The 25,660-nt window shown below is 71.5% G+C and carries 27 protein-coding genes; 19 read left to right on the forward strand and 8 right to left on the reverse strand.

What is annotated here, in order from left to right; translation table 11 throughout:
• Nucleotides 1-133 precede the first annotated feature (133 nt).
• The 3 genes from AB0M30_RS46035 to AB0M30_RS46045 all read right to left on the reverse strand — a co-directional run bounded on the left by AB0M30_RS46035 (nt 134) and on the right by AB0M30_RS46045 (nt 2,500).
• A complete protein-coding gene (locus AB0M30_RS46035) occupies nt 134-1,129 on the reverse strand; it encodes a 1-aminocyclopropane-1-carboxylate deaminase (RefSeq protein ID WP_364598600.1) in 996 nt (331 codons plus the stop codon).
• On the reverse strand, nt 1,126-1,761 hold the full coding sequence (locus tag AB0M30_RS46040; RefSeq protein ID WP_364598602.1) for a GntR family transcriptional regulator: 636 nt from the start codon (nt 1,759-1,761) through the stop codon (nt 1,126-1,128). Before AB0M30_RS46040 ends, AB0M30_RS46035 begins: the two co-directional genes overlap by 4 nt.
• Before the next feature lie 379 nt (nt 1,762-2,140).
• A complete protein-coding gene (locus AB0M30_RS46045; RefSeq protein WP_364598603.1) occupies nt 2,141-2,500 on the reverse strand; it encodes a DUF1844 domain-containing protein in 360 nt (119 codons plus the stop codon).
• 205 nt (nt 2,501-2,705) lie between these two features.
• On the opposite strand from AB0M30_RS46045, the gene infC reads away from it, so the two are divergent.
• The 6 genes from infC (at nt 2,706) to pheT (ending at nt 8,735) form a co-directional block, all read left to right on the forward strand.
• Nucleotides 2,706-3,323 carry a translation initiation factor IF-3 gene (gene infC / locus AB0M30_RS46050; protein ID WP_103338664.1) on the forward strand — a complete coding sequence of 206 codons (618 nt, stop codon included), beginning with the start codon at nt 2,706-2,708 and terminating at the stop codon, nt 3,321-3,323.
• A 68-nt stretch (nt 3,324-3,391) separates the two neighbouring features.
• Entirely contained in the window at nt 3,392-3,586 is a 195-nt protein-coding gene (rpmI, locus tag AB0M30_RS46055; RefSeq protein WP_103338663.1) for a 50S ribosomal protein L35, read from the forward strand.
• A gap of 67 nt (nt 3,587-3,653) precedes the next feature.
• Nucleotides 3,654-4,031 carry a 50S ribosomal protein L20 gene (gene rplT / locus AB0M30_RS46060; RefSeq protein WP_004559056.1) on the forward strand — a complete coding sequence of 126 codons (378 nt, stop codon included), beginning with the start codon at nt 3,654-3,656 and terminating at the stop codon, nt 4,029-4,031.
• Complete coding sequence (locus AB0M30_RS46065; protein WP_364598657.1) at nt 4,028-4,843, forward strand: RNA methyltransferase; 816 nt, start codon at nt 4,028-4,030, stop codon at nt 4,841-4,843. The genes rplT and AB0M30_RS46065 overlap by 4 nt, the downstream gene beginning before the upstream one ends.
• 257 nt (nt 4,844-5,100) lie before the next feature.
• The gene (gene pheS, locus AB0M30_RS46070; RefSeq protein ID WP_103338662.1) at nt 5,101-6,162 is read left to right on the forward strand and encodes a phenylalanine--tRNA ligase subunit alpha; all 1,062 of its coding nucleotides are present in this window, start codon (nt 5,101-5,103) and stop codon (nt 6,160-6,162) included.
• Nucleotides 6,162-8,735, forward strand: coding sequence for a phenylalanine--tRNA ligase subunit beta (pheT, locus tag AB0M30_RS46075; RefSeq protein WP_364598608.1), 2,574 nt, complete (start codon nt 6,162-6,164; stop codon nt 8,733-8,735). Before pheS ends, pheT begins: the two co-directional genes overlap by 1 nt.
• Nucleotides 8,736-9,013: 278 nt before the next feature.
• On the opposite strand, the gene AB0M30_RS46080 is transcribed toward pheT, so the two are convergent.
• Nucleotides 9,014-9,703 carry a DNA alkylation repair protein gene (locus AB0M30_RS46080; RefSeq protein ID WP_364598611.1) on the reverse strand — a complete coding sequence of 230 codons (690 nt, stop codon included), beginning with the start codon at nt 9,701-9,703 and terminating at the stop codon, nt 9,014-9,016.
• Between the two features lie 193 nt (nt 9,704-9,896).
• Between AB0M30_RS46080 and AB0M30_RS46085 the strand changes: the two genes are divergently transcribed.
• From AB0M30_RS46085 to AB0M30_RS46095, 3 genes are all read left to right on the forward strand, one after another.
• A complete protein-coding gene (locus tag AB0M30_RS46085; RefSeq protein WP_364598614.1) occupies nt 9,897-11,480 on the forward strand; it encodes an alpha/beta hydrolase in 1,584 nt (527 codons plus the stop codon).
• 203 nt (nt 11,481-11,683) lie between these two features.
• Nucleotides 11,684-12,181: a helix-turn-helix domain containing protein gene (locus tag AB0M30_RS46090; RefSeq protein ID WP_103338658.1), complete on the forward strand. Its 498-nt coding sequence runs from the start codon at nt 11,684-11,686 to the stop codon at nt 12,179-12,181.
• A gap of 79 nt (nt 12,182-12,260) precedes the next feature.
• Complete coding sequence (locus AB0M30_RS46095; protein WP_364598618.1) at nt 12,261-12,677, forward strand: hypothetical protein; 417 nt, start codon at nt 12,261-12,263, stop codon at nt 12,675-12,677.
• A 395-nt stretch (nt 12,678-13,072) separates the two neighbouring features.
• Here AB0M30_RS46095 and AB0M30_RS46100 read toward each other — a convergent pair whose 3' ends face one another.
• Nucleotides 13,073-14,029 carry a YafY family protein gene (locus tag AB0M30_RS46100; protein WP_364598621.1) on the reverse strand — a complete coding sequence of 319 codons (957 nt, stop codon included), beginning with the start codon at nt 14,027-14,029 and terminating at the stop codon, nt 13,073-13,075.
• 74 nt (nt 14,030-14,103) lie between these two features.
• Between AB0M30_RS46100 and argC the strand changes: the two genes are divergently transcribed.
• The 8 genes from argC to argH are packed head-to-tail and all read left to right on the forward strand — an operon-like array spanning nt 14,104 to nt 21,572.
• Complete coding sequence (gene argC / locus AB0M30_RS46105) at nt 14,104-15,132, forward strand: N-acetyl-gamma-glutamyl-phosphate reductase (protein WP_364598623.1); 1,029 nt, start codon at nt 14,104-14,106, stop codon at nt 15,130-15,132.
• Entirely contained in the window at nt 15,129-16,289 is a 1,161-nt protein-coding gene (gene argJ, locus AB0M30_RS46110) for a bifunctional glutamate N-acetyltransferase/amino-acid acetyltransferase ArgJ (protein ID WP_364598626.1), read from the forward strand. The genes argC and argJ overlap by 4 nt, the downstream gene beginning before the upstream one ends.
• Complete coding sequence (gene argB, locus AB0M30_RS46115) at nt 16,286-17,203, forward strand: acetylglutamate kinase (protein ID WP_364598629.1); 918 nt, start codon at nt 16,286-16,288, stop codon at nt 17,201-17,203. Before argJ ends, argB begins: the two co-directional genes overlap by 4 nt.
• On the forward strand, nt 17,200-18,402 hold the full coding sequence (locus AB0M30_RS46120) for an acetylornithine transaminase (RefSeq protein WP_364598632.1): 1,203 nt from the start codon (nt 17,200-17,202) through the stop codon (nt 18,400-18,402). The genes argB and AB0M30_RS46120 overlap by 4 nt, the downstream gene beginning before the upstream one ends.
• Nucleotides 18,402-19,328 carry an ornithine carbamoyltransferase gene (gene argF / locus AB0M30_RS46125; RefSeq protein ID WP_364598635.1) on the forward strand — a complete coding sequence of 309 codons (927 nt, stop codon included), beginning with the start codon at nt 18,402-18,404 and terminating at the stop codon, nt 19,326-19,328. Before AB0M30_RS46120 ends, argF begins: the two co-directional genes overlap by 1 nt.
• The gene (locus AB0M30_RS46130) at nt 19,325-19,837 is read left to right on the forward strand and encodes an arginine repressor (RefSeq protein ID WP_364598638.1); all 513 of its coding nucleotides are present in this window, start codon (nt 19,325-19,327) and stop codon (nt 19,835-19,837) included. Before argF ends, AB0M30_RS46130 begins: the two co-directional genes overlap by 4 nt.
• A complete protein-coding gene (locus AB0M30_RS46135) occupies nt 19,834-20,160 on the forward strand; it encodes an argininosuccinate synthase (protein WP_364598641.1) in 327 nt (108 codons plus the stop codon). Before AB0M30_RS46130 ends, AB0M30_RS46135 begins: the two co-directional genes overlap by 4 nt.
• Nucleotides 20,157-21,572, forward strand: a complete 1,416-nt coding sequence (argH, locus tag AB0M30_RS46140) for an argininosuccinate lyase (protein WP_360180297.1) — start codon at nt 20,157-20,159, stop codon at nt 21,570-21,572. Before AB0M30_RS46135 ends, argH begins: the two co-directional genes overlap by 4 nt.
• On the opposite strand, the gene AB0M30_RS46145 is transcribed toward argH, so the two are convergent.
• Genes AB0M30_RS46145 through AB0M30_RS46155 form a run of 3 tightly spaced genes read right to left on the reverse strand, consistent with a single transcriptional unit; the run spans nt 21,565 to nt 23,425 of the window.
• Nucleotides 21,565-22,215 (reverse strand): TetR family transcriptional regulator, encoded by a 651-nt coding sequence (locus AB0M30_RS46145; protein ID WP_360180299.1) that lies wholly within the window; start codon nt 22,213-22,215, stop codon nt 21,565-21,567. The two genes, argH and AB0M30_RS46145, sit on opposite strands and share 8 nt — an antisense overlap.
• Nucleotides 22,215-22,874, reverse strand: coding sequence for a DUF4166 domain-containing protein (locus AB0M30_RS46150; protein ID WP_364598645.1), 660 nt, complete (start codon nt 22,872-22,874; stop codon nt 22,215-22,217). Before AB0M30_RS46150 ends, AB0M30_RS46145 begins: the two co-directional genes overlap by 1 nt.
• Nucleotides 22,871-23,425: a hypothetical protein gene (locus tag AB0M30_RS46155; RefSeq protein ID WP_364598648.1), complete on the reverse strand. Its 555-nt coding sequence runs from the start codon at nt 23,423-23,425 to the stop codon at nt 22,871-22,873. The genes AB0M30_RS46150 and AB0M30_RS46155 overlap by 4 nt, the downstream gene beginning before the upstream one ends.
• Nucleotides 23,426-23,537: 112 nt before the next feature.
• Here AB0M30_RS46155 and AB0M30_RS46160 point away from each other — a divergent pair, with 112 nt between their 5' ends.
• Together AB0M30_RS46160 and tyrS are read left to right on the forward strand one after the other, a co-directional pair.
• The gene (locus AB0M30_RS46160; protein WP_364598651.1) at nt 23,538-24,176 is read left to right on the forward strand and encodes a DNA-3-methyladenine glycosylase; all 639 of its coding nucleotides are present in this window, start codon (nt 23,538-23,540) and stop codon (nt 24,174-24,176) included.
• A gap of 32 nt (nt 24,177-24,208) precedes the next feature.
• The gene (gene tyrS / locus AB0M30_RS46165) at nt 24,209-25,483 is read left to right on the forward strand and encodes a tyrosine--tRNA ligase (protein WP_364598654.1); all 1,275 of its coding nucleotides are present in this window, start codon (nt 24,209-24,211) and stop codon (nt 25,481-25,483) included.
• Nucleotides 25,484-25,660 lie beyond the last annotated feature (177 nt).

Genomic DNA, 25,660 nt, shown 5'->3' on the forward strand with positions numbered 1-25,660 from the left:
GCGCCGCCCCGGCCCCCCCCCGCCGGTGGGTGTCGGTGGTACCCGGGGCTGCCGTCCGCGTCGATAGCCTCGGCGGGGGGGGGGGGGGGGGGGTTGGGGGGGGGCGGGCCGCCCCCCCCCCACCGCCTCCGCCTCAGCCGAGGACGCTCGTGTAGCCGTTGAGGGCGGGCTGCCCGCCGAGGTGGGCGTAGAGGACGTTCGAGTCCTTGCCGATTTCCCCGCGGCCGACCAGGTCGATGAGGCCCGCCATCGACTTGCCCTCGTACACCGGGTCGGTGATCATGCCCTCCAGCCGCGCGCAGGTCTCGATCGCGTCCACAGTGGACTTGTCCGGGATGCCGTAGATCCCGGCGTGGTACCGGTCGTCCAGCTCGACTTCCGCGAGCTCGCCGGCGCCGATCAGCTCGGCGGTGTTGCGCGCGATGCGCGTGACCTGCTCGCGCGTCTCCTCGGGCTTCGCGGAGGCGTCGATGCCGAGGATGCGTCGGTTCTTTCCGAGCGCGGCCCCCGCGACCATGCCGCCCTGCGTGCTGCCGGTGACCGAGCAGACGATCACGGTGTCGAAGAAGACGCCCAGTTCGGCCTCCTGCTGTTCCAGCTCCACGACCCAGTTCGCGAAGCCGAGGCCGCCGAGCCGGTGGTCCGACGCGCCGGCCGGGATGGCGTACGGCTTCCCGCCGTTCGCTTCGATCTCGGCGACCGCGTCCTCCCAGGTTTCCTTGAACCCGATGCCGAAGCCGGCCTGGACGAGCCGGACGTCCGCGCCGAGGATGCGCGAGAGCTGGATGTTGCCGACCTTGTCGTAGAGCGGGTCGTGCCAGTCGACCCAGCTTTCCTGCACCAGCACGGCCTTCAGCCCGGCCCGCGCGGCGGCGGCCGCGACCTGGCGGGTGTGGTTGGACTGGACGCCGCCGATGGAGACGAGCGTATCGGCGCCCTGCGCCAGCGCGTCGGCGACCAGGTATTCGAGCTTGCGGGTCTTGTTGCCGCCGTAGGCGAGGCCGGAGTTGACGTCCTCGCGCTTCGCCCAGACCTTCGCCCCGCCGAGGTGCGCGGTGAGCCGCTCGAGCGGGTGCACCGGCGACGGGCCGAACAGCAGGGGGTAGCGGGGGAAGTCGGCGAGGGTCATCGGTCCTCCAGCAGCTCGGTCCAGATGGTCGAAATCACGGAGACGGCGGTTTCGGTGTCGTGCTTCTCGAGGGCGTCGATGAGCTTCGTGTGGCGCTCGACGGAGTTCCAGGCGAGCGTCGAGCTGAAGTGCGCGCGCTCCAGCCGGCGGAGCAGCGGGGTGTAGCGGTCGAGGGTCGCCGCCACCGCGGCGTTGCCCGCCAGCCGGACGGGGATGTCGTGCAGTTCGTCGTCCGCTTTCACGGCGGCGGCGATGTCCCGGGCTTCGATCGCCGCGGCGAACCGGTCGTTGGCCGCGCGCATCGCGGCGACGTCGGCCGGCCGGCACCTCGGGGCGGCTTGTTTCACCGTGAACTCGTGCAGCGCGCGGACGATCTCCCGGGCGTCCAGGACGTCCCGCGACATGACGTCGGAGACCCGCGTGTAGCTCTGGGGTTTGGAGTCGACGAGGCCGTCGTCGGCCAGCCGCCGGAGGGCTTCCCGGACGGGGGCTTTCGAGAGGCCCAGCTGGTCGGCGAGGTCGCCGTCGCGCAGGGGAGTGCCCGGCGGCAACGTGCCGTCGACGATGGCCTGCCGGATGCGGTCGTACGCCTCGTCGCGCAGGAGCGGGCGGCTGACCTTTGAGAGGCTCACATCTAACATGTTAGATGTGAGCAGACTCGCCGGGTAAGAACCCGAGCGAGTGAATGTCCAGTTGCGAGCGGGCTCGCCCGGCTAGGACCCGAGCAAGTGAAATGTCAGTGCCACCAGGCTCGTCGGCCAGGGCCCCGGCAAGTGAAATGTCAGTGCCACCAGGCTCGTCGGCCAGAGGTCCGGCGACTGAAATGTCAGTGCCACCAGGGCTCGTCGAGCCAGAGTCCTAGCGACTGAAATGTCAGTCGGAGCGAGCTCGCCGAGTCAGGACTTGAGCGACTGAAATGTCAGCTACTCGCAGGCTCGCCGGGCTGGGACCGGACGAGTGAAATGTCAGTGACGAGCAGACTCGCCGAGTCGCGATCGAGCGACTGAAATGTCAGTAGACGGGACCGGTGTACTTCTCGCCGGGCCCCTGGCCGGGCTCGTCGGGCACGGCCGAAGCCTCCCGGAACGCCTTCTGGAGCGACTGCAGGCCATCGCGCAGCGGCCCGGCGTGCAGCCCCAGGTACTCGGCGGAGGCCGTCACGAGCCCGGCGAGCGCGGTGATCAGGCGGCGAGCTTCATCGAGGTCCCGGTGCGGGGAGGCGGCGGGATCGGCATCGGCCAGGCCGAGCCGTTCGGCGCCGGCCGACAGCAGCATGACGGCGGCGCGGCTGATCACCTCCACGCTGGGGATGTCCTCCAGGTGGCGCGCGTCCGGGGAATACGGGGGCTGTTGGGAAGGTTGTTCCGACACGTCTGGTACCCTTCCACGAGCGACCAGCCCCCGAGCGATCGGGGGCGGCAAGTGGAGCCCCGCTCCCACCCGCGTCACCGTACAGGTGGCCGGGTCCGGTCTCACCCGGACGTCAAGTCCAGGGTGAAGTGCCCGGCTTCGCGGCCGGGTGCGATCGGAAACAGAGTGGGCCCCGCGCACCGAATGGTGTCGGGGCCTTCGCTATGTGGGCACCAGGTCGAACGAGAACACGAAACATTCCTCGGACCAAGGAGGCCCCATCAGCTCCGAGACACGCATCAACGACCGAATCCGGGTGCCGGAGGTCCGTCTCGTCGGACCCGCCGGCGAACAGGTCGGCATCGTCCGGATCGAGGATGCGCTGCGCCTGGCGCAGGAGAACGACCTCGACCTCGTCGAGGTCGCGCCGCAGGCCCGCCCGCCGGTGTGCAAGCTCATGGACTTCGGCAAGTTCAAGTACGAGAGCGCGCAGAAGGCCCGCGAGTCGCGTCGGAACCAGCAGCTGACCGTCATCAAGGAACAGAAGCTGCGCCCCAAGATCGACCAGCACGACTACGAGACCAAGAAGGGTCACGTGTCGCGCTTCCTGGCGGCGGGCAACAAGGTCAAGGTCACGATCATGTTCCGCGGTCGCGAGCAGTCCCGGCCGGAGCTCGGCTACCGGCTGCTGCAGAAGCTCGCCGAGGACGTCACCGAACTGGGTTTCGTCGAGTCTTCGGCGAAGCAGGACGGTCGCAACATGATCATGGTGCTGGCCCCGCACAAGAACGTGAAGCCGAAGGCGAAGGCCGAGGCGGCCCCCGAGCCGACCCCCGAGGCATAAGCGCCGACCAGCACGAGCCAGCGGCTCACCGGATTCTCCGGTGAGCCGCCGCACGAAAGAGGACAGAAATGCCGAAGATGAAGACCCACAGCGGGACCTCCAAGCGCATCCGCAAGACGGGGACGGGCAAGCTGCGCCGCCAGATGACCGGCCGGCGCCACCGCATGGAGAAGAAGTCCAGCCGCGTGACCCGCCGCCTCGAGGGCACCACCGAGGTGGCCAAGACCGAGGTCAGCCGCGTGAAGCGCCTGCTCGGCATCTGATCCCGCAGAACTTGCTGTAACCACCCGGGGCGTCCCCCTCGCCCCCTGAGATCGACAGGATGGACCCGTGGCACGCGTCAAGCGGGCGGTAAACGCCCAGAAGAAGCGTCGCGCAACTCTCGAACTGGCCAGCGGCTACCGCGGCCAGCGTTCGCGGCTGTACCGCAAGGCCAAGGAGCAGACGCTTCACTCGCTGAACTACGCCTACCGGGACCGCCGTGCCCGCAAGGGTGACTTCCGCCAGCTGTGGATCACCCGCATCAACGCGGCCGCCCGGGCCAACGGCGTGACCTACAACCGGTTCATCCAGGGCATCAAGGCCGCGGGTGTCGAGGTCGACCGCAAGATCCTCGCGGACCTGGCCGTCAACGACGCCGCCGCCTTCACCGCGCTGGCCGAGCTCGCCAAGGCCAACGTCAACACCGGCGAAGCGAAGTCGGCCTGACCGGCAGCTTTTCCCGACCCGGGGCGGATCCGTTCACCGAACGGACCCCCCGGGTCGTTGCTGCGCGCAAGCTGACCCGGCGCGCGGAACGCGACAAGACCGGCCGGTTCCTGGCCGAGGGCGCCAACGCTGTCGAGGCCGCGCTGTCGGACGGCACGGTGCACGAGTTGTTCGTCACTTCGCGCGCGGCCGCACAGCACGCGAACCTGGTGGACGCGGCCCGCGCGGCGGGCGTCGGGGTCTCGCCGATCACCGACCGCGCCGCCGAGGGGCTGTCGGAAACCGTGACGCCGCAGGGCATCGTGGCCGTCTGCGCGCTGCTGGACCGGCCTCTCGAAGAGGCGGTGACCCCGGCTGCCCGGCTCGTGGTGGTGCTGGTGGACGTCGCCGACCCCGGCAATGCCGGCACGGTGATCCGGGTCGCCGACGCGGCCGGTGCCGACGCGGTCGTCCTGGCGGGCGACACGGTCGACCCGCACAACGGCAAGTGCGTCCGCGCGGCCGCCGGCAGCTTGTTCCACCTGCCGATCGCGCGGGTCCGCGACGTCCCGGCCGCGCTGGCCGCCTGCTCGGCCGCGGGACTGCGGACGTTCGCCGCCCACGGCTACGCCGACGCCGAACTCGATCGGGTGGACCTCGCCGTGCCGACGGCGTGGGTGTTCGGCAACGAAGCCCACGGTCTGCCCGCCGACGTCCTCGACCGGACCGACCTCGCGGTCCGGATCCCGATGTACGGCCGCGCCGAGAGCCTCAACCTCGCCACCGCCGCGGCCGTCTGCGTCTACACGAGCGCGCTGGCGGCACGCCGCTGACCAGCGGCCGGCCCCCTCCTTTCGGGGTGTGGCACGGCTTTCTGCCCTGCCGCGCCGGAGCCGGCGGAGCGGGGCCCGGTGCGCTCGCGCCGGCCGGCTTCGCCGAGGCGTTCTCCGCGCGGTGACCGGGTGTCCGCACGCCCCGGGGCGACCGGGGGCGTGCGGAGCCGATCCCATAGACTTTTCCCGCCTTTGACCTCTCGCGCGCCGTGTGCGGCGGAGCGCGAACGACCAGTCCCAGCGGACGCCGAGGAGTTATGTCCGGAGCCACGGAGAAGGAAGTACAGGGCGCGGTACTCGCCCCTGAGACGCTGCAGGCGGCGGTCAAGGCCGCCGAAGCGGCGTTCGCCGCCGCGACCGGGCTCGAAGGGCTGGCCGAGGTCAAGCCGGCCCACCTCGGCGACCACGCGCCGCTGATGCTCGCCCGCCGTGAGATCGGCGCCCTGCCCAAGCAGGAGAAGGCCGAAGCGGGCAAGCGCGTCAACGAGGCCCGCCAGGCCGTCCAGGCGGCCTTCGACGCCCGCCGCGCCGAGCTCCAGGTGGAGCGCGACGAGCGCGTGCTGCGCGAAGAGGCGGTCGACGTCACCCTGCCCTGGGACCGCGTCCCGCGCGGCGCCCGGCACCCGATCAGCACCATCTCCGAACGCGTCGCGGACGCCTTCGTCGCGATGGGCTACGAGGTCGCGGAGGGCCCGGAGCTCGAAGCCGAGTGGTTCAACTTCGACGCGCTGAACTTCGGCAAGGACCACCCGGCCCGGCAGCTGCAGGACACGTTCTACGTCGGCGAAGAGGACTCGGGCCTGGTGCTGCGCACGCACACCTCGCCGGTCCAGGCGCGCACGCTGCTGCACCGCGATCTGCCGGTGTACGTCGTCTGCCCCGGCCGGACGTACCGCACCGACGAGCTCGACTCGACGCACACGCCGGTGTTCACCCAGGTCGAAGGCCTCGCGGTGGACAAGGGCATCACGATGGCCCACCTCAAGGGCACGCTGGACGCCTTCGCCCGCGCGATGTTCGGCGAAAGCTCCAAGACGCGGCTGCGCCCGCACTTCTTCCCCTTCACCGAGCCGTCCGCCGAGGTGGACGTCTGGTTCGAGGAGAAGAAGGGCGGCCCCGGCTGGGTCGAGTGGGGCGGCTGCGGCATGGTCAACCCGAACGTGCTGCGCGCCTGCGGTGTCGATCCCGAGGTGTACTCGGGGTTCGCCTTCGGCATGGGCATCGAGCGCACCCTGCAGTTCCGCAACGGGATCCCGGACATGCGCGACATGGTGGAGGGCGACGTCCGCTTCACCCTTCCCTTCGGAACGGAGGCGTAGTGCGAGTCCCAGTCAGCTGGCTGACCGAACACCTCGAGCTCGCTGAGGAGATCACGCCGCAGGACCTGGCCGACGCGTTCGTCCGGATCGGCATCGAGGTCGACGACCTGCACGAGCTCGGTCCGGTGACCGGCCCGCTGGTCGTCGGCCGGGTGGCCGAGATCGAGGAGCTCACCGAGTTCAAGAAGCCGGTGCGCTTCTGCCGCGTCGACGTCGGCGAGCCCGCCGACGAAGCCGAGGACCTCGACGACGACGAACTCGACGACGAGGACGAGGACGACGACGAAGCCGGCGAGTTCGACGAGGGCCCGCACGGCATCAAGACCCGCGGCATCGTCTGCGGCGCGCGCAACTTCGTCGAGGGCGACCTGGTCGTCGTCGCGCTGCCGGGCGCCGTCCTGCCCGGCGACTTCTCCATCGCCGCTCGCAAGACCTACGGCCGGGTCAGCGACGGCATGATCTGCTCGGCGCGCGAGCTCGGCCTCGGCGACGACCACGCCGGCATCCTCGTGCTGCCCCCGGGCACCGCGAGCCCGGGTGACGACGCGAGTGAGCTGCTCGGCCTGAACGACTCGGTGATCGAGCTCGCCCCGACCCCGGATCGCGGCTACGCGCTGTCGATCCGCGGTCTCGCGCGCGAGCTGTCGAACGCGCTCGACGTCCCCTTCGGCGACCCGGCCCTGCTGGAGGTCCCGGCGGCCGAGGGCGACGCCTGGCCGGTCCGCGTCGAGGACCCGGAAGGCTGCCCGCGGTTCGTGCTGCGCCGGGTCACCGGCCTGGACGCGACCGCGCCGACGCCGTGGCGGATGCGCCGGCGGCTGATGCTGGCCGGCATCCGGTCGATTTCGCTGGCCGTCGACGTCACGAACTACGTGATGCTCGAGCTCGGGCACCCGTTGCACGCTTTCGCCACCAAGGCCATCCAGGGCGACCTGGTGGTGCGGCGGGCGAAGCCGGGCGAGAAACTGACCACTTTGGACGATGTCGAGCGCACGCTCGACCCGGACGACGTGGTCATCGCCGACGACAGCGGCGTCATCTCGCTCGCCGGCACGATGGGTGGCGCGAGCACCGAGATCACGCCGGAGAGCACCGACGTGCTGCTCGAGGCGGCGCACTGGAACCCGGCGGCGATCAGCCGCACCGCGCGGCGCCACAAGCTGTTCTCCGAGGCCGCCAAGCGGTTCGAGCGGTTCACCGACCCGCAGCTGTGCGCGGCGGCGGTCGAGCTGGCCGCCCGGCTGCTGCGCCAGTACGGCGACGCCGCCATCCAGCCCGGCCGCACCGACGAGGGCACGGTCGAGCCGAACCCGCCGGTCGTCATGCCGATCAACCTGCCCGACAAGGTCGCGGGCGTGAACTACCAGCGCGGCGTGACGGTCCGCCGGCTCACCCAGATCGGCTGCAAGGTCTCGGTCGGCACGGGCGACGACGGAACGGGCCTGGTCACGGCGATCCCGCCGAGCTGGCGCGGCGATCTGCACCAGCCGGCCGACCTCGTCGAAGAGGTGCTGCGGCTCGAGGGGTACGACAGCATCCCGTCGACCCTCCCGGCGGCCCCGGCCGGCCGTGGCCTGACCGACGGCCAGCGGCGCGTCCGGAGTGTCTCCCGGGCGCTGGCCGAGGCGGGGTACGTCGAGGTGCGTCCGTTCCCGTTCGTCAGCGACGCGGTGTGGGACGCCTTCGGGCTCCCGGCCGACGACAGCCGCCGCAACGCGCTGGTCGTCCGCAACCCGCTGGAGGCCGACCGCAACCGCCTGGCGACGACGTTGCTGCCGGGCCTGCTGGACACCCTGCAGCGCAACGTGTCCCGCGGGATGAAGGACGTTTCGCTGTACCACATCGGCCAGGTGGTGCTCCCGGCCCCGAACCCGCTGAAGGTCCCCGACCTCGGCGTCGACCGGCGCCCCTCGGACGAGGACCTGGCCCTGCTGGAGGCGGCGGTGCCCGAGCAGCCGCTGCACGTGGCGGCGGTCCTCGCCGGCAACCGGCACCGGGCGAGCTGGTGGGGTCCGGGCGAGCCGGCGAACTGGGCCGACGCGGTCCAGGCGGCCCGCACGATCGCGGAGGCGGCCGGGGTCGAGCTGAAGGTGCAGGCGGCCGACCTCCCGCCGTGGCACCCGGGCCGCTGCGCCCAGCTCCGGGTCGGCGACTGGCCGGTCGGCTACGCGGGTGAGCTGCACCCGAAGGTGGTCGAGGCCCTCGGCCTGCCGCCCCGGACGGTGGCGATGGAGCTGGACCTGGACGCGATCCCGCTCCCGGACGCCCGCCCGGCACCGAGCGTGTCGGGCTACCCGCCCGTGCTCTTGGACGTCGCCCTGGTGGCGGCGGCGGATGTCCCGTCGGCGGACCTCGCGGAGGTCCTGCGCACGGGGGCGGGCGAGCTGCTGGAGGACATCACCCTGTTCGACGTGTACGCGGGCGAGCAGGTCGGCGAGGGCAAGCGATCGCTGGCGTACAAGCTGCGGTTCCGCGCGCCGGACCGCACGCTGACGGTCGACGAGGCCACCAAGGCCCGCGACGCAGCGGTGGCAGCAGCAGGCGAGCGCTTCAACGCCACCCTCCGCGCCTGACGCTCCCCGGCCCCTCCCGCCCTCCGGCAGGAGGGGCCGGCCCACACACCAGCCACGCTCCGACCCCCCAAGTACGCGCCCCGACCCTCCAAGTACGCGAGTCGTCCCTCCAGACACGCGTGTCGACCGTCCAGTCACGCGAGTCGACCCGCTAGACACATGAGCCGACTGTCCAGGCACGCGCCCCGACCCGCCAGGTACGCGTGTCGTCCGTTCAATCACGCGAGCCGACCGTCCAGGCACGTGAACCGACCCGCCAGGTGCACCGCACCCGCACCTCAGCCGATGTGCTTGAGCGCCTCCCGCCTGGACAACCCGGACAAGCCCGGGTGATCGTCCACGAAGCACCGCACCCAGTCCGGCGCCGTCTTCGCGTAGTCCCGCAGGGCCCAGCCGATTCCCTTGCGCAGGAAGAACTCGGCCTCCCCGATCGCCGGCTCGATCGCGCGGGTGAGCAGCTCCGTGTCCGTGTCCTCCTTGGCCCCCACCTGGCAGATGATGGCCGTCCGGCGGCGCCAGAGGTCGTCGTCGCGGGCCCAAGCCAGCATGATCGGTGTCATCCGCGGCCGGTACTCCCGGAGGATCGGGCCGATCCTCCGGATGGCCAGCTCGTCCACGTGGTCCCACCACGCTCCGCCGACGATCATTTCCTCGTACACCGGGACCAGGTCGGGGTCCTGCCACCGCCGGTAGGCCCGGTACCCGGAAAGATCGATGGCCGCGTAGCGCTCCTCGCGGAATTCGGCGGTCCGCCACAGCTCCAGGACGGTCGCCGAGAATGTCATCCGATCGGGCAATGTGTGCTCGGCCAGCACCCGTTTGAGGAGGGCGCCGCGCTCGGGTTTCGCCACCCCGCGGAAGGGCATGGCCGACTTCATGTACGTCTGCATCGCCGGCGCTTTCGCCGGGTCCGCCAGGCCCGCCAATCCGGTACGGATCGCCTTGACCAGCCTCTCGTCCGCGCTCATCTGTCCTCCCGTCGGGCTTCGGCGATGCGGAGCGTACTGCCGGCCACCGACAGTTCCGGGGTGCGCGGGCGCCGCAGGTTCCGACTAAAGGCGGATGGCGAAAGTCGCGTCGGTCAGCGAGATTGGCCGAGGTTGCCGGTAGTTTCGTCGAAAATCTGGCGAACGCCGTCGAATGCGGACGAAAAGGACGACTGTGAAACGAATCGTTGCCGCCATCGCCGCCGCGGGGCTCGCGGCCGGGCTGATGGCCGCCGCGCCCGCCGCCTCGGCGGAACCCGGGGCGCAGTTCACTCCCGCGCCGATCGCCTGGGGCCCCTGCGCGTCGGCGAGCCTCAAGGCCAACGGCGCCGAATGCGGCTTCCTCGAAGTGCCGATGGACTACGCGAAGCCGGGCGGTGCGAAGGTCTCCGTCGCGGTCTCGCGGATCAAGCACAAGACCGCGCAGTCCCAGGGCATCATGCTGGTGAACCCGGGCGGCCCGGGTGGCTCCGGCCTCGGGCTGTCGGTGCTCGGCAAGTACGTGCCGAACCACGCCGGGGACAACTACGACTGGATCGGCTTCGACCCGCGGGGCGTCGGGTCCAGCAAGCCCGCCATCAGCTGCGACGGGAACTACTTCAGCTACAACCGGCCGGCCTACGTGCCGACCACCGTGCAGCTGGAGAAGACCTGGCTCGCCCGTTCGAAGGGGTACGCCGACGCGTGCCGCAAGAACGGCGAGATCCTGAACCACCTGAAGACGACCGACGTCGCGCAGGACATGGACAGCCTGCGCAAGGCGCTGGGCGAGAAGCAGATCAACTACTACGGCTTCTCCTACGGCACCTACCTCGGCCAGGTGTACAGCACGCTGTACCCGAAGAACGTCCGCCGGATGGTGCTGGACGGCAACGTCGACCCGCGGAAGGTCTGGTACCAGGCCAACCTCGACCAGGACGTCGCGTTCGACAAGAACATCAAGATCTACTTCGACTGGCTGGCCAAGTACGACGACGTCTACCACCTGGGCAAGACCGGCGACGCCGTCGAGAAGCTGTGGTACGCCACGCAGCGCAAGCTCGCCAAGGACCCGGCGGGCGGGGTCATCGGCGGCGACGAGTGGACCGACATCTTCCTGCAGGCCGGCTACTACGTCTTCGGCTGGGTCGACATGGCGAAGGCCTTCGACGGCTACGTGCACCAGGGTGACTGGCAGACGCTCAAGGAGCTCTACGACAGCTCGAACCCGCCCGGCAACGACAACGGCTTCGCCGTGTACCTGGGCGTGCAGTGCACCGACGTGCAGTGGCCGACCGACTGGAACCGGTGGCGGGTCGACAACTGGCTGACCTACTTCAAGGCCCCGTTCGAGACCTGGGGCAACGCCTGGTTCAACGCGCCCTGCGTGTTCTGGCCGGCGAAGGCGGGCAAGCCGGTGGACATCGACGGCCGCAAGGTGGCCGGTGCGCTGCTCATCAGCGAGGAGCTCGACGCTGCCACGCCGTACACCGGCAGCCTCGAGGTGCGGAAGCGGTTCCCGAACTCGAGCCTGATCAGCGCGCCGGGCGGTACCACGCACGCCGGTTCGCTGTCCGGGGTGTCCTGTGTGGACGACAAGATCGCCGACTACCTGGCCACCGGCGCCCTGCCGAAGCGTCAGCCCGGCAACCACTCGGACGTCCAGTGCAGCCCGGTGCCGCCGCCGGTGCCCGACGGCGCCGCGGCGCAGAAGTCGGACAACACCGCGAAGGCCGCCCAGGAGAAGCAGAGCGCGCTGGCCCAGCTGCTGCACTTCTGAGCGAAACTGCTTGATCCCGCTGCCCCGGTCCGGTTCTTCCGGACCGGGGCAGCGTCTTGTCCGCCGGTGTCCCATCGTCGCCTCCTCGTGACGGTTCGTGGTCGCCGGAGACGTTAGGGGAGGGGTCCGACAATTTCGGAGCGAAGTGGGCCGTGAGCTGCGCGTGACCGAAAATTGTCGGGGGTGCGCGCTAGCTTCGTGGCATGTCGATCATCGAAGAGCGCCGGACCGAGATCCGGGCAGAGGAAAACACCTACCAGATCGTGGTTGCGACCAGGACGGACGTCGACCGCGCCGAACCCACCCCCCGGGTGATGATCACCCTGGAAGCCGGCGGCCCCGGCGGCGAACCGGTCGCCGAGGGCAGCCTCGACGTGGACGTCGCGGTGGCGGCCACGGTGGCCGAGCTCGTCGCGGACGAGTTGCTGTCCGCGACCGGCGCGGGCCGCGGGCCCCGGCGAAGATCCGCGGGCCGTCCTGCCCAGCAGGGCCGCCCGTGGAGCGCGGAGTCGGACGCGGAGCTGGAAAGCCGGTGGATCGCGGGGGAGAGCGTCGCGCAGATCGCGGAGTACTTCGAGCGCACCCCCGGCGGCATCCGCGCCCGGCTGCCGCGCGTGGGCTGCGACCCGGAGAACCCGGGCTGCTACCTCCCCGTGCCGCCGAGCAGGCGCACGGACCTGGACGGAGGTGAGCCGGGCTGACCGGCGGCGGTGGGCCGGTCTGCGCTGTGGACCGGCCCACCGGGCCGTCGTCCCCCACTTCACCGAACGGAGGAGCCCGATGAGCTTCGATGAATTGGCCGAGCGTCACAGTCTCGTCCTCTACGACCCGCAAGACGGCGCGATGAGCGCCCCACCCGCGGCGCGCGGCGATCCGGTGCTGGTGTTGTCGTCTTGCGACGGAACGCGGATCGAGAACCCTGGCGCGGCCGACATCGAAGCGGCGCTGGAGCGGTTGTCGGCGGAGAACTGGTTCGCGGTCCTCGATCGAGGCGACCATTACATCCAAGCCGGCTTCGGTGAGCAGGCTGCCGCCCGCGGCGGCTGGTTCGCGCTGGAGCACCGCGAAGGGCTACCCGACCGCCATTTCCGCACCGAGGTCGCGGACCGGGCCCGCATCGTCCGGGCATTCACCGGCTTCGCTTCAGCTGACGACAGCTGGCGGCGGGAGTTCGACTGGCAGCGGATGAACCTCTGATCGCCGGGCACCGAAGCACATCCAGGGAGGAGGAGCAGTGCTGCACCACGAGGCAATCCCGCGCCGGGGCCGCGGCCGGCGTGTTCAGGCGCCCGAAGGGCCGCGGTGTGCGGCCGCGCGGGTCGCGGGTCGCGGGCTTGGGTGACCCGGCAGGCCGGCATGGCCGCGGCCGTGCGGGTGGCCGGCGTGTTCAGGCGCTCGGTGGGGTCGCGATCTGCGGCCGCGAGGGCAGCCGCCGTTGCGGGCGACGAGCCCGGGGTTTGGTTGACCCGGCAGGCCAGCGTGGCCGCGGCGGTGCGGGCGGTCGGCGTGTTCAGGCGCCCGATGGGGTTGCGGTGTGCGGCCGAGGAAAGAGTCACCGTCCCGCACAGCCGTTCCCGCGCCGGGATTCCCGGTCAGTCCGGCACCGCCGCGGCGGCGCGGGCGGCCAGCACCTTCAGGTGTTCGACCAGCTCCGGCGGTTCCTCGACCGTGAACGCGCACCCCAGTCCGAGCAACCGGAACGCGAGCCAGTCCACCGTGTCCGGGTGGCTCCGCCACCGGGACCGGCCGTCGCCGAGGTCGGTCAGGTCGGCCGCCGCCTGGCCGAGGCGGGGCGCCATCTGTGCGGCCGGTTCCGCCAGGACCGCCACCGCCCGGTACGTCGGTGCCAGGTCGTGGAACCGGTCGGTGACGTAGGCCGCCAGGTCCGTCGCGGGCGGCTCGCGCGGCACCGCCCGGCCGCCGGTCGCCTGGGCTTCGCGGACGCGGTCGGCGCGGAACACGCGCCAGTCCGCCCGGTCGAGGTCGTACGCGACCAGGTACCAGCGGCGGCCCGCGGCGACCAGCCGGAGCGGCTCGGCCCGGCGCCGGGTCTCGGCGCCGTCGTGGGCGCGGTAGCGGAACCGGACGGTTTCGTGGTTGGTGATCGCCCCGGCGAACACCGTCAGCTGCGCCGGGTCGACGACCGGCCCGGTGGCCGGCACGGCGACCGTCGCCGTGCCGATCGTGCCCACCCGGCGGCGCAGCCGGGCCGGCAGGACCTGTTCCAGCTTGGCGAGCGCCCGCACGGACGCCTCCTCCATGCCGGACACGGATTGCCCCGCGGCGGTCCGCAGCCCGACCGCGATCGCGACGGCTTCCTCGTCGTCGAGCACGAGCGGGGGCATCGCGGTGCCGGCGACCAGCCGGTACCCGCCGGTGATCCCGCGGCTGGCCTCGACCGGGTACCCGAGGTCGCGCAGCCGCTCGATGTCGCGGCGGATGGTTCGCGGGCTGACGCCCAGGCGCCCGGCCAGTTCGCTGCCCGGCCACTCGCGGGGGGTCTGGAGCAGCGAGAGCAGGCCGAGCAGCCGGGCCGGGGTGTCCGTCATGCGCCCAGCATCCCAAGGTGGCGGCGGCCACTTCGGGTTTGTTTAGACTTGCAAGGGCGTGCATAATCATGCGTATGACGGTGAACATCGCGGTGGCCGGAGCCAGCGGGTACGCGGGTGGTGAGCTGCTGCGCCTGCTCCTGACCCATCCCAGGGTCGAGATCGGCGCGCTCACGGCCGCCAGCAGCGCGGGCACGAAGCTCGGCGTCCACCAGCCCCATCTCGTCCCCCTCGCCGACCGCGTCCTGGCCGAGACGACGCCGGAGACCCTCGCCGGCCACGACGTCGTCTTCCTCGCGCTGCCCCACGGGCACTCCGCGGCGATCGCGGCGCAGCTCGGCCCGGACGTCCTGGTGGTCGACCTCGGTGCCGACCACCGCCTGGCCGACGCCGGCGCCTGGCAGCGCTGGTACGGCGGCGACCACGCCGGCCAGTGGCCGTACGGCCTGCCCGAGCTGCCCGGCGCCCGGGAGCGGCTCGCGGGTACCAAGCGCATCGCCGTGCCGGGCTGCTTCCCGACCGGCGGGTCGCTGGCCCTGGCGCCCGCGTTCGCCGCCGGCCTGATCGAGCCCGACGTCACGATCGTCGCGGTCACCGGCACCTCCGGCGCGGGCAAGAGCCTCAAGCCGAACCTGCTCGGTTCCGAGGTGATGGGCTCGGCCAGCGCGTACGGCGTCGGCGGCGCCCACCGCCACACCCCCGAGTTCGCGCAGAACCTCTCGGCCGTCGCGGGCGAGAAGGTCACCGTGTCCTTCACCCCGGTCCTCGCGCCGATGCCCCGCGGCATCCTCACCACCGCGAGCGCTCCGCTCAAGGACGGTGTCGACGAGGCCGCCGCGCGAGCGGCTTACGAGAAGGCCTACGACGCCGAGCCGTTCGTCCAGCTGCTGCCCGCGGGTGCCTGGCCGACGACCGCGTCGACGCTCGGCTCGAACAACACCCAGCTGCAGATCACGGTCGACGCCGACGCCAAGCGGCTGGTCGTCGTCGCCGCGATCGACAACCTGACCAAGGGCACCGCCGGCGGTGCCGTCCAGTCGATGAACCTGGCCCTCGGTCTCCCCGAGGCCACCGGCCTTTCCACCGTAGGAGTGGCACCGTGACCGTCACCGGCCCCCAGGGCTTCCGCGCCGCCGGCGTCGCCGCCGGGATCAAGGCCTCCGGCGCGCTCGACCTCACCCTGGTCGTCAACGACGGCCCGCTCGACGTCGCGGCGGGCGTGTTCACCCGCAACGTCATCAAGGCCGCGCCGGTGCTGTGGTCGCAGGAAGTGCTCAAGCAGCAGCGGCTGAAGGCCGTCGTCCTCAACTCCGGCGGCGCGAACGCGGCCACCGGCCCCGGCGGCTTCCAGGACACCCACGCCACCGCCGAGAAGGTCGCCGAAGTCCTGCGGGCCGGCGCGATCGAGGTCGCCGTCTGCTCCACCGGCCTGATCGGCGAACGGCTCCCGATGGACGCGGTCCTGTCCGGAGTGGACACCGCCGTCAAGGCCCTCGACGCGAGCGCCGAAGCGGGCCTCAACGCCGCCAAGGGCGTGATGACCACCGACACCAAACCGAAGCAGGCGTTCGCCGAGCATGACAGCGGCTGGAGCGTCGGCGGCTTCGCCAAGGGCGCGGGCATGCTCGCGCCGAACCTCGCCACCATGCTCTCGGTCCTGACCACCGACGCCGTGGTGGACAAGGAAATCCTCGACCGGGCCCTGCGCGCGGCCACCCACGTCACCTTCGACCGGCTCGACGTCGACGGCGGCACGTCCACCAACGACACCGTCCTGGTCCTGGCCTCCGGTGCGAGCGGGGTCGAGCCCACCGAAGCGGAGCTGACCGAGCTGCTCACCGCGGTCAGCCACGACTTGGTCCTCCAGCTACGCGCGGACTCCGAGGGCGCGACCAAGGACGTCGACGTCACCGTGCGGGGCGCGGCCACCGAGGCCGACGCGATCGCCGTCGCCCGCACGATCGCCGAGGACAACCTGGTCAAGACGGCCCTGTTCGGCTCCGACCCGAACTGGGGCCGGATCGCGATGGCGCTCGGCCGAGTGCCGGCCCGCATCGACCCGGAGGCCGTGTCGATCGCGATCAACGGCGTCACCCTGTTCGCCCAGGGGGTGCCCGCCGCCGACCGGTCCGAGGCGGACCTCACCGGCCGGGCCATCGAAATCGTCGTCGACCTCGGTGTCGGCGAAAGCACCGCGACCATCTACACCACGGATCTTTCGCACGGTTACGTCGAAGAGAACAGCGCGTACTCCTCATGACCCAGGAGGCTCTGATTTCCGCGGACGAACGACTCGCGACGGCGGCCGAGAAGGCCGGTGTGCTCATCGAAGCGCTGCCCTGGCTGCAGCGGTTCCACGGTGCCACCGTGGTGGTGAAGTACGGCGGCAACGCCATGATCGACGACCAGCTGAAGGCGGCCTTCGCCGAGGACATGGTGTTCCTCCGGCTGGCCGGCCTGCGCCCGGTCGTCGTGCACGGCGGCGGCCCGCAGATCACCGCGATGCTCAAGCGCCTCGGCGTCGAAGGCGAGTTCAAAGGCGGCCTGCGGGTCACCACGCCGGAGACGATGGACATCGTCCGGATGGTGCTCACCGGGCAGGTCAGCCGCGAGCTCGTCGGGCTGATCAACGCCCACGGGCCGTACGCGGTCGGCATCTCCGGCGAGGACGCCCGGCTCTTCACCGCCGAACGCAAACAGGCCACTGTGGACGGTGAGCCGGTCGACATCGGGCTGGTCGGCGAGGTCGCCGAGGTCAACCCGGACGCGGTGCTCGACATCGTCAACGCCGGGCGCATCCCGGTGGTCTCCACGGTCGCCCCGGACGTCGAGGGCGTCGTGCACAACGTCAATGCCGACACGGCCGCGGGTGCGCTGGCCGCCGCGCTGGGCGCCGAGAAGCTCGTGGTGCTCACCGACGTCGAAGGCCTGTACGCGAACTGGCCCGACCGGTCGTCGCTGATCGACCGCATCCGCGTCGACCGCCTCGAGACCATGCTGCCCGGCCTGGCCAGCGGCATGATCCCGAAGATGGAGGCGTGCGTGCGCGCCATCCGCGGCGGCGTGCGCCGGGCGCACGTGATCGACGGCCGCCTCGCCCATTCGGTGCTGCTGGAGGTCTTCACCTCCCGCGGCGTCGGCACCATGGTCTTCCCCGAAACGGAGCTCCCGTGACCGACCTCACGTCCAATGTGGACGGCCAGGCGCACTGGCAGTCCGCCCTGATGGACAACTACGGCACGCCCAAGCTGACGCTGGTGCGCGGCGAAGGCGCGAAGGTGTGGGACGCCGACGGCCAGGAGTACGTGGACCTCGTCGGCGGCATCGCCGTCAACGCGCTCGGCCACGCCCACCCGGCGATCGTCGAGGCCGTCACCGAGCAGATCAAGCGGCTCGGCCACACCTCGAACCTCTACGTCAACCCCGTCGCCGTCGAGCTCGCCGAGGCGCTGCTCGACGTCGCCGGCCTCACCGGCCACGGCAAGGTGCTGTTCGTCAACTCCGGCGCCGAGGCCAACGAAGCCGCGCTGAAGATCAGCCGGCTGACCGGGCGCACCAAGGTGGTCGCCGCCGAAGGCGCGTTCCACGGCCGGACCATGGGCGCGCTCACGCTCACCGGCCAGCCCGCCAAGCGCGACCCCTTCAAGCCGCTGGTGCCCGGCGTGGAGCACGTGCCGTTCGGGGACGTCGGGGCGCTCCAGGCCGCCGTCGACACCGACACCGCGGCGGTGTTCCTCGAGCCGGTGCTCGGGGAGGCGGGTGTCATCCCGGCGCCGGACGGTTACCTTCAGGCCGCCCGCGAAATCACCAAGGCCACCGGCACGCTGCTGGTGCTCGACGAGGTGCAGACCGGTCTCGGCCGGCTCGGCACCTGGTTCGGCTACCAGCAGGCCGGCATCGTCCCGGATGTCATCACCCTGGCGAAGGGCCTCGGCGGCGGGCTGCCGCTGGGCGCGGTGATCGGCGTCGGCGCGGCGGGCGAGCTGCTCAAGCCGGGTCAGCACGGCACCACCTTCGGCGGCAACCCGGTCTGCTGCGCGGCCGGCCTCGCCGTGCTGAAGACCATCGCCGAGGAGGGTCTCCTCGACCACGTCGCCTCGCTGGGCAAGGACATCGCGGCGGGCGTCGAGGCGCTGGGCCACCCGCTCGTCGCCGGCGTGCGCGGCGCCGGGCTGCTGCTGGGCATCGCCCTGAAAAAGCCCGTCTCGGCGGCGGTCGCCCAGGCCGCCCAGGCCGCGGGCTACCTCGTCAACCCGGTCGCGCCGGACGCCGTCCGGCTCGCGCCCCCGCTCGTCCTCGACGGCGCCCAGGCCGCGGGCTTCCTCGCCGCCCTTCCGGACGCGCTCGACTCCACCACGAAGGACTCCGACTGATGCTGCGCCACTTCCTCCGCGACGACGACGTCAGTCCGGCCGAACAGAAAGCCATCCTCGACCTCGCCGACGCGCTCAAAGCCGACCCGCTGGGCAACAAGATCCTCGCCGGCAAGTCCATCACGGCGATCTTCGAGAAGAACTCGACACGGACCCGGTTCTCGTTCGAGGTCGGCATCAGCCAGCTGGGCGGCCACCCGGTGATCGTCGACGGCCGCTCGATGCAGCTCGGCCGCGAAGAGACCATCGAGGACACTTCGCGGGTCCTCTCGCGTTACGTCGACGGGATCGTGTGGCGCACCTTCGCGCAGAAGCGCATCGAGACGATGGCGTCGGCCGCGTCGATCCCGGTGGTCAACGCGCTCACCGACGAGTTCCACCCGTGCCAGGTGCTCACCGACCTGATGACGATCCGCGAGCGCAAGGGTGAGCTCGCCGGTCTCAAGCTCGTCTACCTCGGCGACGGCGCCAACAACATGGCGCATTCGCTGCTGCTCGGCGGGATCACCGCCGGGATGCACGTCCGGGTCGTCTCGCCGCTCGGGTTCCAGCCCGACCAGCAGGTCATGCTCGACGCCAAGAAGCGCGGCGAGGAGACGGGCGGCACGGCCACCGCCTTCATCGACCCCTACGAGGCGGTCGACGGCGCGGACGTGCTCGTCACCGACACGTGGACGTCGATGGGGCAGGAGAACGACGGCCTCGACCGGGTGGGCCCGTTCCGCGCCCTGCAGGTCAACGCCGAGCTGCTGAAGAAGGCGGCGGACGACGCGATCGTGCTGCACTGCCTGCCCGCGCACCGCGGCTGGGAGATCACCGACGAGGTGATCGACGGCCCGGCCAGCGCGGTCTGGGACGAAGCCGAGAACCGGCTGCACGCCCAGAAGGCCCTGCTGGTCTGGCTGTTCGAAGAGAGCCGGCGATGACCAGCAGCCGGGTGGGGCGGCAGGCGCGGATCACGGAGCTGGTGTCCACCACGACGATCCGCAGCCAGACCGAGCTGGCCAAGCTGCTGGCCGCCGAGGGCATCGAGGTCACCCAGGCGACGCTGTCGCGCGACCTCGACGAGCTGGGCGCGGTCAAGCTGCGCGGGCCGGACTCGGGCGCGCCGGTCTACGTCATCCCCGAGGACGGCAGCCCCGTGCGCGGGGTGCAGGGCGGGACGTCACGGCTCTCCCGGCTGCTCGCGGAGCTGATGGTCTCGGCGGACTCGTCCGGCAACCTGATGGTGCTGCGGACACCGCCGGGCGCGGCGCAGTTCCTGGCCAGCGCCATCGACCGGGCGGCGCTCGAAGAGGTCGTCGGCTCGATCGCGGGCGACGACACGGTCGCCGTCATCGCGCGGGAACCCCTGACCGGCAAGGAACTGGCGGAGCGCTTCGCCGCCCTCGCGCACCGGTCCGCGCACGAACCCGGGGACGAAGGGCCAACATGACCGTGCTCGCCGACATCTTCCCGGCCGAGGGCGAGTTCCTCGCGCCGGACGAGGTCGTGATCACCTTCGACCGCGGGGTTCCGGTGGCGATCGACGGCGAGACCGTCTCCGTCGCCGAAGCGCGCCGCATGCTGAGCGCGCGCGGGGAGGCGCAGAGGATCGGCCGCCGTCAAGCGTGCGCGGCCCTCGAACGGCGGGCCGGGCGCGGATGCGCCAGTCTGGCCAGCGCCGTGTCGGGCGAAGTCCGCCTGGTCCTGTACGACGGCCGGGTGACGGCCGAAGACCTGAATCCGACGAACACCGAGGAGAAGCGAGAACAGTGAGCGGGAACGAGCAGCCGGTGCAGCTGTGGGGTGGCCGGTTCGCCAGCGGTCCGGCGGAGGCCATGGCCGCGCTGAGCGCGTCGACGCACTTCGACTGGCGCCTGGCGCCCTACGACATCGCCGGATCGCGTGCGCACGCTCGGGTGCTGCGCAAGGCGGGCCTGCTCACCGACGACGAGCTGACCGGCATGCTGGCCGCGCTGGACACGCTCGCCCAGGACGTCGCGTCGGGGACGTTCACCCCGACGATCGCCGACGAGGACGTGCACACGGCCCTCGAGCGCGGCCTGCTCGAGCGCGCGGGCACCGAGCTCGGCGGCAAGCTGCGCGCCGGTCGCTCGCGCAACGACCAGGTGGCCACGCTGTTCCGGATGTGGCTGCGCGACGCCGCACGCCGGGTCGTCGCGGGCACGCTGGAGGTCATCGACGCGCTGGTGTCGCAGGCGAAGCGGCACCCGGACGCGATCCTGCCCGGCCGCACGCACCTGCAGCACGCCCAGCCGGTGCTGCTCGCCCACCACCTGATGGCCCACGGCCAGGCGCTGCTGCGCGACGTCTCGCGGCTGCAGGACTGGGACGCGCGCACGGCCGAGTCGCCGTACGGCTCGGGGGCCCTCGCCGGCTCGTCGCTGGGTCTCGACCCCGAAGCCGTCGCCGAGGAGCTGGGCTTCGCCACCAGCGTCGAAAACTCCATCGACGGCACCGCTTCGCGTGACTTCGTCGCCGAGTTCGCCTTCGCCGTCGCGATGCTCGCGGTGAACCTGTCCCGGATCGCCGAAGAGGTGATCATCTGGAACACCGCCGAATTCGGGTACGTCACGCTGGACGACGCCTGGGCCACCGGCAGCTCGATCATGCCGCAGAAGAAGAACCCGGACGTCGCGGAGCTGACGCGCGGCAAGGCGGGCCGGCTGATCGGCAACCTCACCGGCCTGCTGGCCACCCTCAAGGCGCAGCCGCTGGCCTACAACCGCGACCTGCAGGAGGACAAGGAGCCGGTCTTCGACTCGGTCGAGCAGCTCGAGCTCCTCTTCCCGGCGATCGCCGGCATGCTCGAAACGCTCACCTTCCACACCGACCGGCTCGCCGAGCTGGCCCCGGCCGGCTTCACCCTGGCCACCGACATCGCCGAGTGGCTGGTGCGCCAGGGCGTGCCGTTCCGCGTCGCGCACGAAGCGGCGGGCGAGAGCGTCCGCGTCGCCGAGTCCCGCGGCGTCGGCCTGGACGCGCTGACCGACGAAGAGTTCGAGAAGATCAACCCGGCGCTCACGCCCGCGGTCCGTGAAGTCCTGACCGTCGAAGGCTCAGTGAAGTCCCGCGACGCCCGGGGCGGCACGGCGCCGGTGCGCGTGGGCGAACAGCGCGCCCGGCTCGAGGAGCGTGTCACCGCGGCACGCCAATGGCTCAACTGAGGGTTTTGCGGAGCTTGGCCCGGACGGCCCGCGTGGCCACCGGGCCGAGCCCGTCGAGGACGTCGACGAGCACGGCCAGCCGCTCCAGCGCGGCGACGGCCTGCTCGGCGCCGTCGGGGTCGACCGTGTCGAACAGGGTCAGCCCGAGGAACCCCGTGGACACGGCGTGGGCCAGCCCGTCGGGATCCGCGAGCTCGGCCAGCGGCGACCCTTCGAGCACGCGCTCGAGCGCCGCCCGGACTTCGGTGATCCACTTGTCCAGGCCCTCGCGGGTCGCTTGGGCGAGCCGCTCGCTGCCCTGAGCCCCGGCCAACGTCTGGGCCAGGAGGGCCAGGTTGCCTTCCGCGCGTTCGGCGGTCCGGATCTCCCGGCCGAGCGCCAGCAGTTCGCCGACGGTGGCCACGGCGGCGAACCGGTCCCGGTAGAGGGCGACCCGGGCCTCCGTCGCGGAGAGGCACGCCTGCGCGACGAGTTCCTCGACGCTGCCGAAGTGGTAGAAGACCAGCGCCTGGTTGGCGCCCGCGGCACTGGCGACCGACCGGGCGGAGACGGCGGTGATGCCCTGCTGCCGGACGACTTCCAGCACGCCGTCCACGAGCCGCTGCTTCGTGTCCTGCGAACTGGAGTTCCGGCCGGTGCCCATCAGTCCATGACCTTCTCACGAAGCGGCTTGACCGCGCCGCTCACCCCGCGGCCGACGTCGACGAACCGGGCGCTGAAGCCGCCCTCGTAGCCGAACACCGGCCCGAAGCGGGGATGGGCCACCGCGACCTCGATCCGGAACTCCCCGAGGTCGTCGTCGAACCACTCGTCGACCGTCGCGGTCACGGTGAGCGGCCGTGGCAGGCCCGTCCCGTCCCGGAACCGGAACTCGCCGGAGCGGATCCGGAACCCGCCGTCCGGCCGGACGGTCACCGCGAGGTCCACCGCCAGGTGCTGGTGGGTCCCCAGGTAGTCGACGAGCCCGCGGCCGGTGCTGTGCACCATCTGGGCGTCGAAGCGCCGGCGCCGCCCCGGGAACTCGAAGGTCCGCACGAAGGACACCGTTTCGCGGCCGTGCCCGTCCACGTACGGGTAGTTCTCGATGGTGAACGGCACGTTCCGGCCGCGCTCGGGGAACAGGATGTGCCACGCCGACCCGAGCCACAGGAACGGCAGGGTGAAGCCGGGGCCGCGCCAGATCCGGTCCATCACGCCGTGGCCGATCATCCCGCGCCCGTCTGACAGGGCGAGCCGCTCCCGCATCCGGGGGTGCAGGTTCGCGAAATCCGCCCCGAGCGTGCGTTCGAAGACGCCGGTCACGACGACGCTCCGGCAGTCGCCTGGTCGCGGGGCCGCGTCCGGCCGCAGCGGGCGGCCGAGGGCGCGGTCAGGGGCTGGTCCTCCGGCGGGATGCCGGTCTCCAGCCAGAGCCGCAGCCGGTCGAACGACCACGCCGTCATCCAGCCGAAGACCGGCCGGAACAGCCGGTCGGCCAGCCGCCCGAAGCGGCCCCAGCGGGTGCCGTAGTCGAAGCCGGTGACGAACCGGACGCCACCGGAGACCGGTGTGTAGCGCCAGAAACCCGCGCCCGAGCTGATCAGCGACAGCGGGTCGGCGGAGGCGAACCGCAGCACGGACGTCCGGGAGCCGTCCGGCCAGTCCCGCGACGCCGCGCTCACCCCGACGCCGGCGACCGTGACGCCGAGGAACCGCGAGACGTAGCGGAAGTGGCCGTCGAGACCGTCGATCGGAGCGATCTCGGCGAAGCGGAGGTCCCAGCGGCGGTGCAGGACCGGGTCCTGGGTGTGCCGCCACAGGGTGTCGAGGTCCGTGCGGATCACGGTCTCGACGTAGAGCGCCTTCGGTCTCATCCCCGTCTCCCCTCAGAGTTTGAGCGACTGCTCAAACCGACTGTAGAGAAGTTTGAGCGATCGCTCAAGGGTTAAGGTGGGCGCGCCAGGCAGCCGAGGAGAGGAACCCCGTTTGAGCGGCGACGCAGGCCGGTTGTTCACCCGCGACGAACTCGCGCTCGATCCGGTCGACCTGGCCCACCTGCTGCTCGGCTCGGTCCTGGAGGCCGACGGCCCCGACGGCACCGTGGGCGTCCGGCTGGTCGAAGTCGAGGCCTACCGCGGCGAGGACGATCCGGCGTCGCACTGCTACCGCGGCCGGACCCCGCGCAACGCCGTGATGTGGGGGCCCGCGGGGCACCTGTACGTCTACTTCGTCTACGGGATGCACTTCTGCGCGAACATCGTCGGCTCGCAGGACGGCGTGGCCGGCGCGGTGCTGCTGCGGGCGGGCGAGGTCGTCAGCGGTCTCGACGTCGTCCGCAAGCGGCGGCCGAACGCCCGGGGGACCGGCGAACTCGCGAAGGGCCCGGCGATCCTCACGTCGGTGCTGCGCATCGACCGGCAGGAGAACGGCGTCGACCTGACCGATCCGGCGTCGCCGGTCCGGCTGCGGGCCGGCGAGCGGGTGCCGGCCGAGCGGGTCCGCAGCGGCCCGCGCGTCGGCGTCGCGATGGCGATGGACACGCCTTGGCGGTTCTGGGTCGACGGCTCGCCCGCCGTGTCCACCTACCGCCGCGGCGGCAAGCGGCGGGTCCGACCCGCCAGTTAGTCGGTTGACCTGGTGCGGGAGGATCTACAGACGTGAGCGAACACATCCTCGACGAGCTGTCCTGGCGCGGCCTGATCGCGCAGTCCACCGACATCGACGCCCTCCGGCGCGAGCTCGACCAGGGTCCCGTGACGCTCTATTGCGGCTTCGACCCGACCGCGCCCAGCCTGCACGCCGGCAACCTGGTCCCGCTGCTCATGCTCAAGCGGTTCCAGCGCGCCGGGCACCGGCCGATCGTGCTGGCCGGCGGCGCGACCGGGATGATCGGCGACCCGCGCGACACCGGGGAGCGCACGCTGAACACCCTCGACGTCGTCGCCGAGTGGGCCGGGCGCATCCGCGGCCAGCTCGAACGGTTCGTCGACTTCGACGACTCGGCGACCGGCGCGATCGTCGAGAACAACCTGAACTGGACCGGGCAGCAGACGTCCCTGGAGTTCCTGCGCGACATCGGTAAGCACTTCTCGATCAACGTCATGCTGAACCGGGAGACGGTGAAGCGGCGGCTCGAGGGTGACGGCATGTCGTACACCGAGTTCAGCTACCTGCTGCTGCAGTCGCAGGACTACCTGCAGCTGCACCGCCAGTACGGCTGCAAGCTGCAGGTCGGTGGCTCCGACCAGTGGGGCAACCTCGTCGGCGGCGTCGACCTGATCCGGCGGACCGACGGGGCGAGCGTGCACGCGCTGACCGCGCCGCTGGTCACCGACGCCGAGGGGCGCAAGTTCGGGAAGTCGACGGGCGGCGGGAACCTCTGGCTCGACCCGGAGATGACCTCGCCGTACGCCTGGTACCAGTACTTCGTCAATGTGGGTGACGCCGACGTCGTCCGCTACCTGCGGATGTTCACCTTCCTCGACCAGGAGGAGATCGCCGCCCTGGCGGAGGACACCGAACAGCGTCCTCACCTGCGCGCCGCGCAGAAGCGGCTGGCGGAGGAGTTCACCACCCTCGTCCACGGCGAGGAGCAGACCCGCCAGGTGATCAACGCCAGTCAGGCGCTGTTCGGCCGCGGCGAACTCGCCGAACTGGACGAACGCACCCTCGACGCGGTGATGGCCGAGGTGCCGAACGGCAAGGTCGACCCGGCGGCCGAGCCGACGATCGTCGACCTGCTGCTCGCCGGGGGACTGGTGGACAGCAAGGGCGCCGCGCGCCGCACCCTCAAGGAGGGCGGTGCGTACGTCAACAACGTGAAGATCGCGGACGAGGAGTGGAAGCCGTCCCGCGAGGACGCCCTTCACGGCAAGTGGCTCGTCGTCCGCAAGGGCAAGCGGAACGTCGCCGGCGTCGCGCTCGGCGGCTGACCGCCTCCGGCGGCCCGGAACAGGGGCCTGACCTGCGGGAACGCGGTTAAGGGACCCCCCTGTTCCGGGCCCTCCGGAGGGGTGTAAAGTTCTCCAAGTCGCCAGGGAAACCGGGTGGCCACCGGGACACGAACCAAGCTCTCGCGGATCGCGATTGAGTGGGTGTCCCACCAAAAA

Origin of the sequence: Amycolatopsis sp. NPDC051716 (assembly GCF_040681595.1) — a bacterium.
Lineage (GTDB): Bacteria > Actinomycetota > Actinomycetes > Mycobacteriales > Pseudonocardiaceae > Amycolatopsis.

Bases quoted from the DNA above. Each gene is read 5' to 3' on its own strand.
- AB0M30_RS46035 (WP_364598600.1), bottom strand. From the start codon at position 1,129: ATGACCCTCGCCGACTTCCCCCGCTACCCCCTGCTGTTCGGCCCGTCG.
- rpmI (WP_103338663.1), top strand. From the start codon at position 3,392: ATGCCGAAGATGAAGACCCACAGCGGGACCTCCAAGCGCATCCGCAAG.
- pheS (WP_103338662.1), top strand. From the start codon at position 5,101: ATGTCCGGAGCCACGGAGAAGGAAGTACAGGGCGCGGTACTCGCCCCT.
- AB0M30_RS46080 (WP_364598611.1), bottom strand. From the start codon at position 9,703: ATGAGCGCGGACGAGAGGCTGGTCAAGGCGATCCGTACCGGATTGGCG.
- AB0M30_RS46090 (WP_103338658.1), top strand. From the start codon at position 11,684: ATGTCGATCATCGAAGAGCGCCGGACCGAGATCCGGGCAGAGGAAAAC.
- AB0M30_RS46095 (WP_364598618.1), top strand. From the start codon at position 12,261: ATGAGCTTCGATGAATTGGCCGAGCGTCACAGTCTCGTCCTCTACGAC.
- AB0M30_RS46100 (WP_364598621.1), bottom strand. From the start codon at position 14,029: ATGACGGACACCCCGGCCCGGCTGCTCGGCCTGCTCTCGCTGCTCCAG.
- argC (WP_364598623.1), top strand. From the start codon at position 14,104: ATGACGGTGAACATCGCGGTGGCCGGAGCCAGCGGGTACGCGGGTGGT.
- argB (WP_364598629.1), top strand. From the start codon at position 16,286: ATGACCCAGGAGGCTCTGATTTCCGCGGACGAACGACTCGCGACGGCG.
- argF (WP_364598635.1), top strand. From the start codon at position 18,402: ATGCTGCGCCACTTCCTCCGCGACGACGACGTCAGTCCGGCCGAACAG.
- AB0M30_RS46130 (WP_364598638.1), top strand. From the start codon at position 19,325: ATGACCAGCAGCCGGGTGGGGCGGCAGGCGCGGATCACGGAGCTGGTG.
- AB0M30_RS46135 (WP_364598641.1), top strand. From the start codon at position 19,834: ATGACCGTGCTCGCCGACATCTTCCCGGCCGAGGGCGAGTTCCTCGCG.
- AB0M30_RS46145 (WP_360180299.1), bottom strand. From the start codon at position 22,215: ATGGGCACCGGCCGGAACTCCAGTTCGCAGGACACGAAGCAGCGGCTC.
- AB0M30_RS46155 (WP_364598648.1), bottom strand. From the start codon at position 23,425: ATGAGACCGAAGGCGCTCTACGTCGAGACCGTGATCCGCACGGACCTC.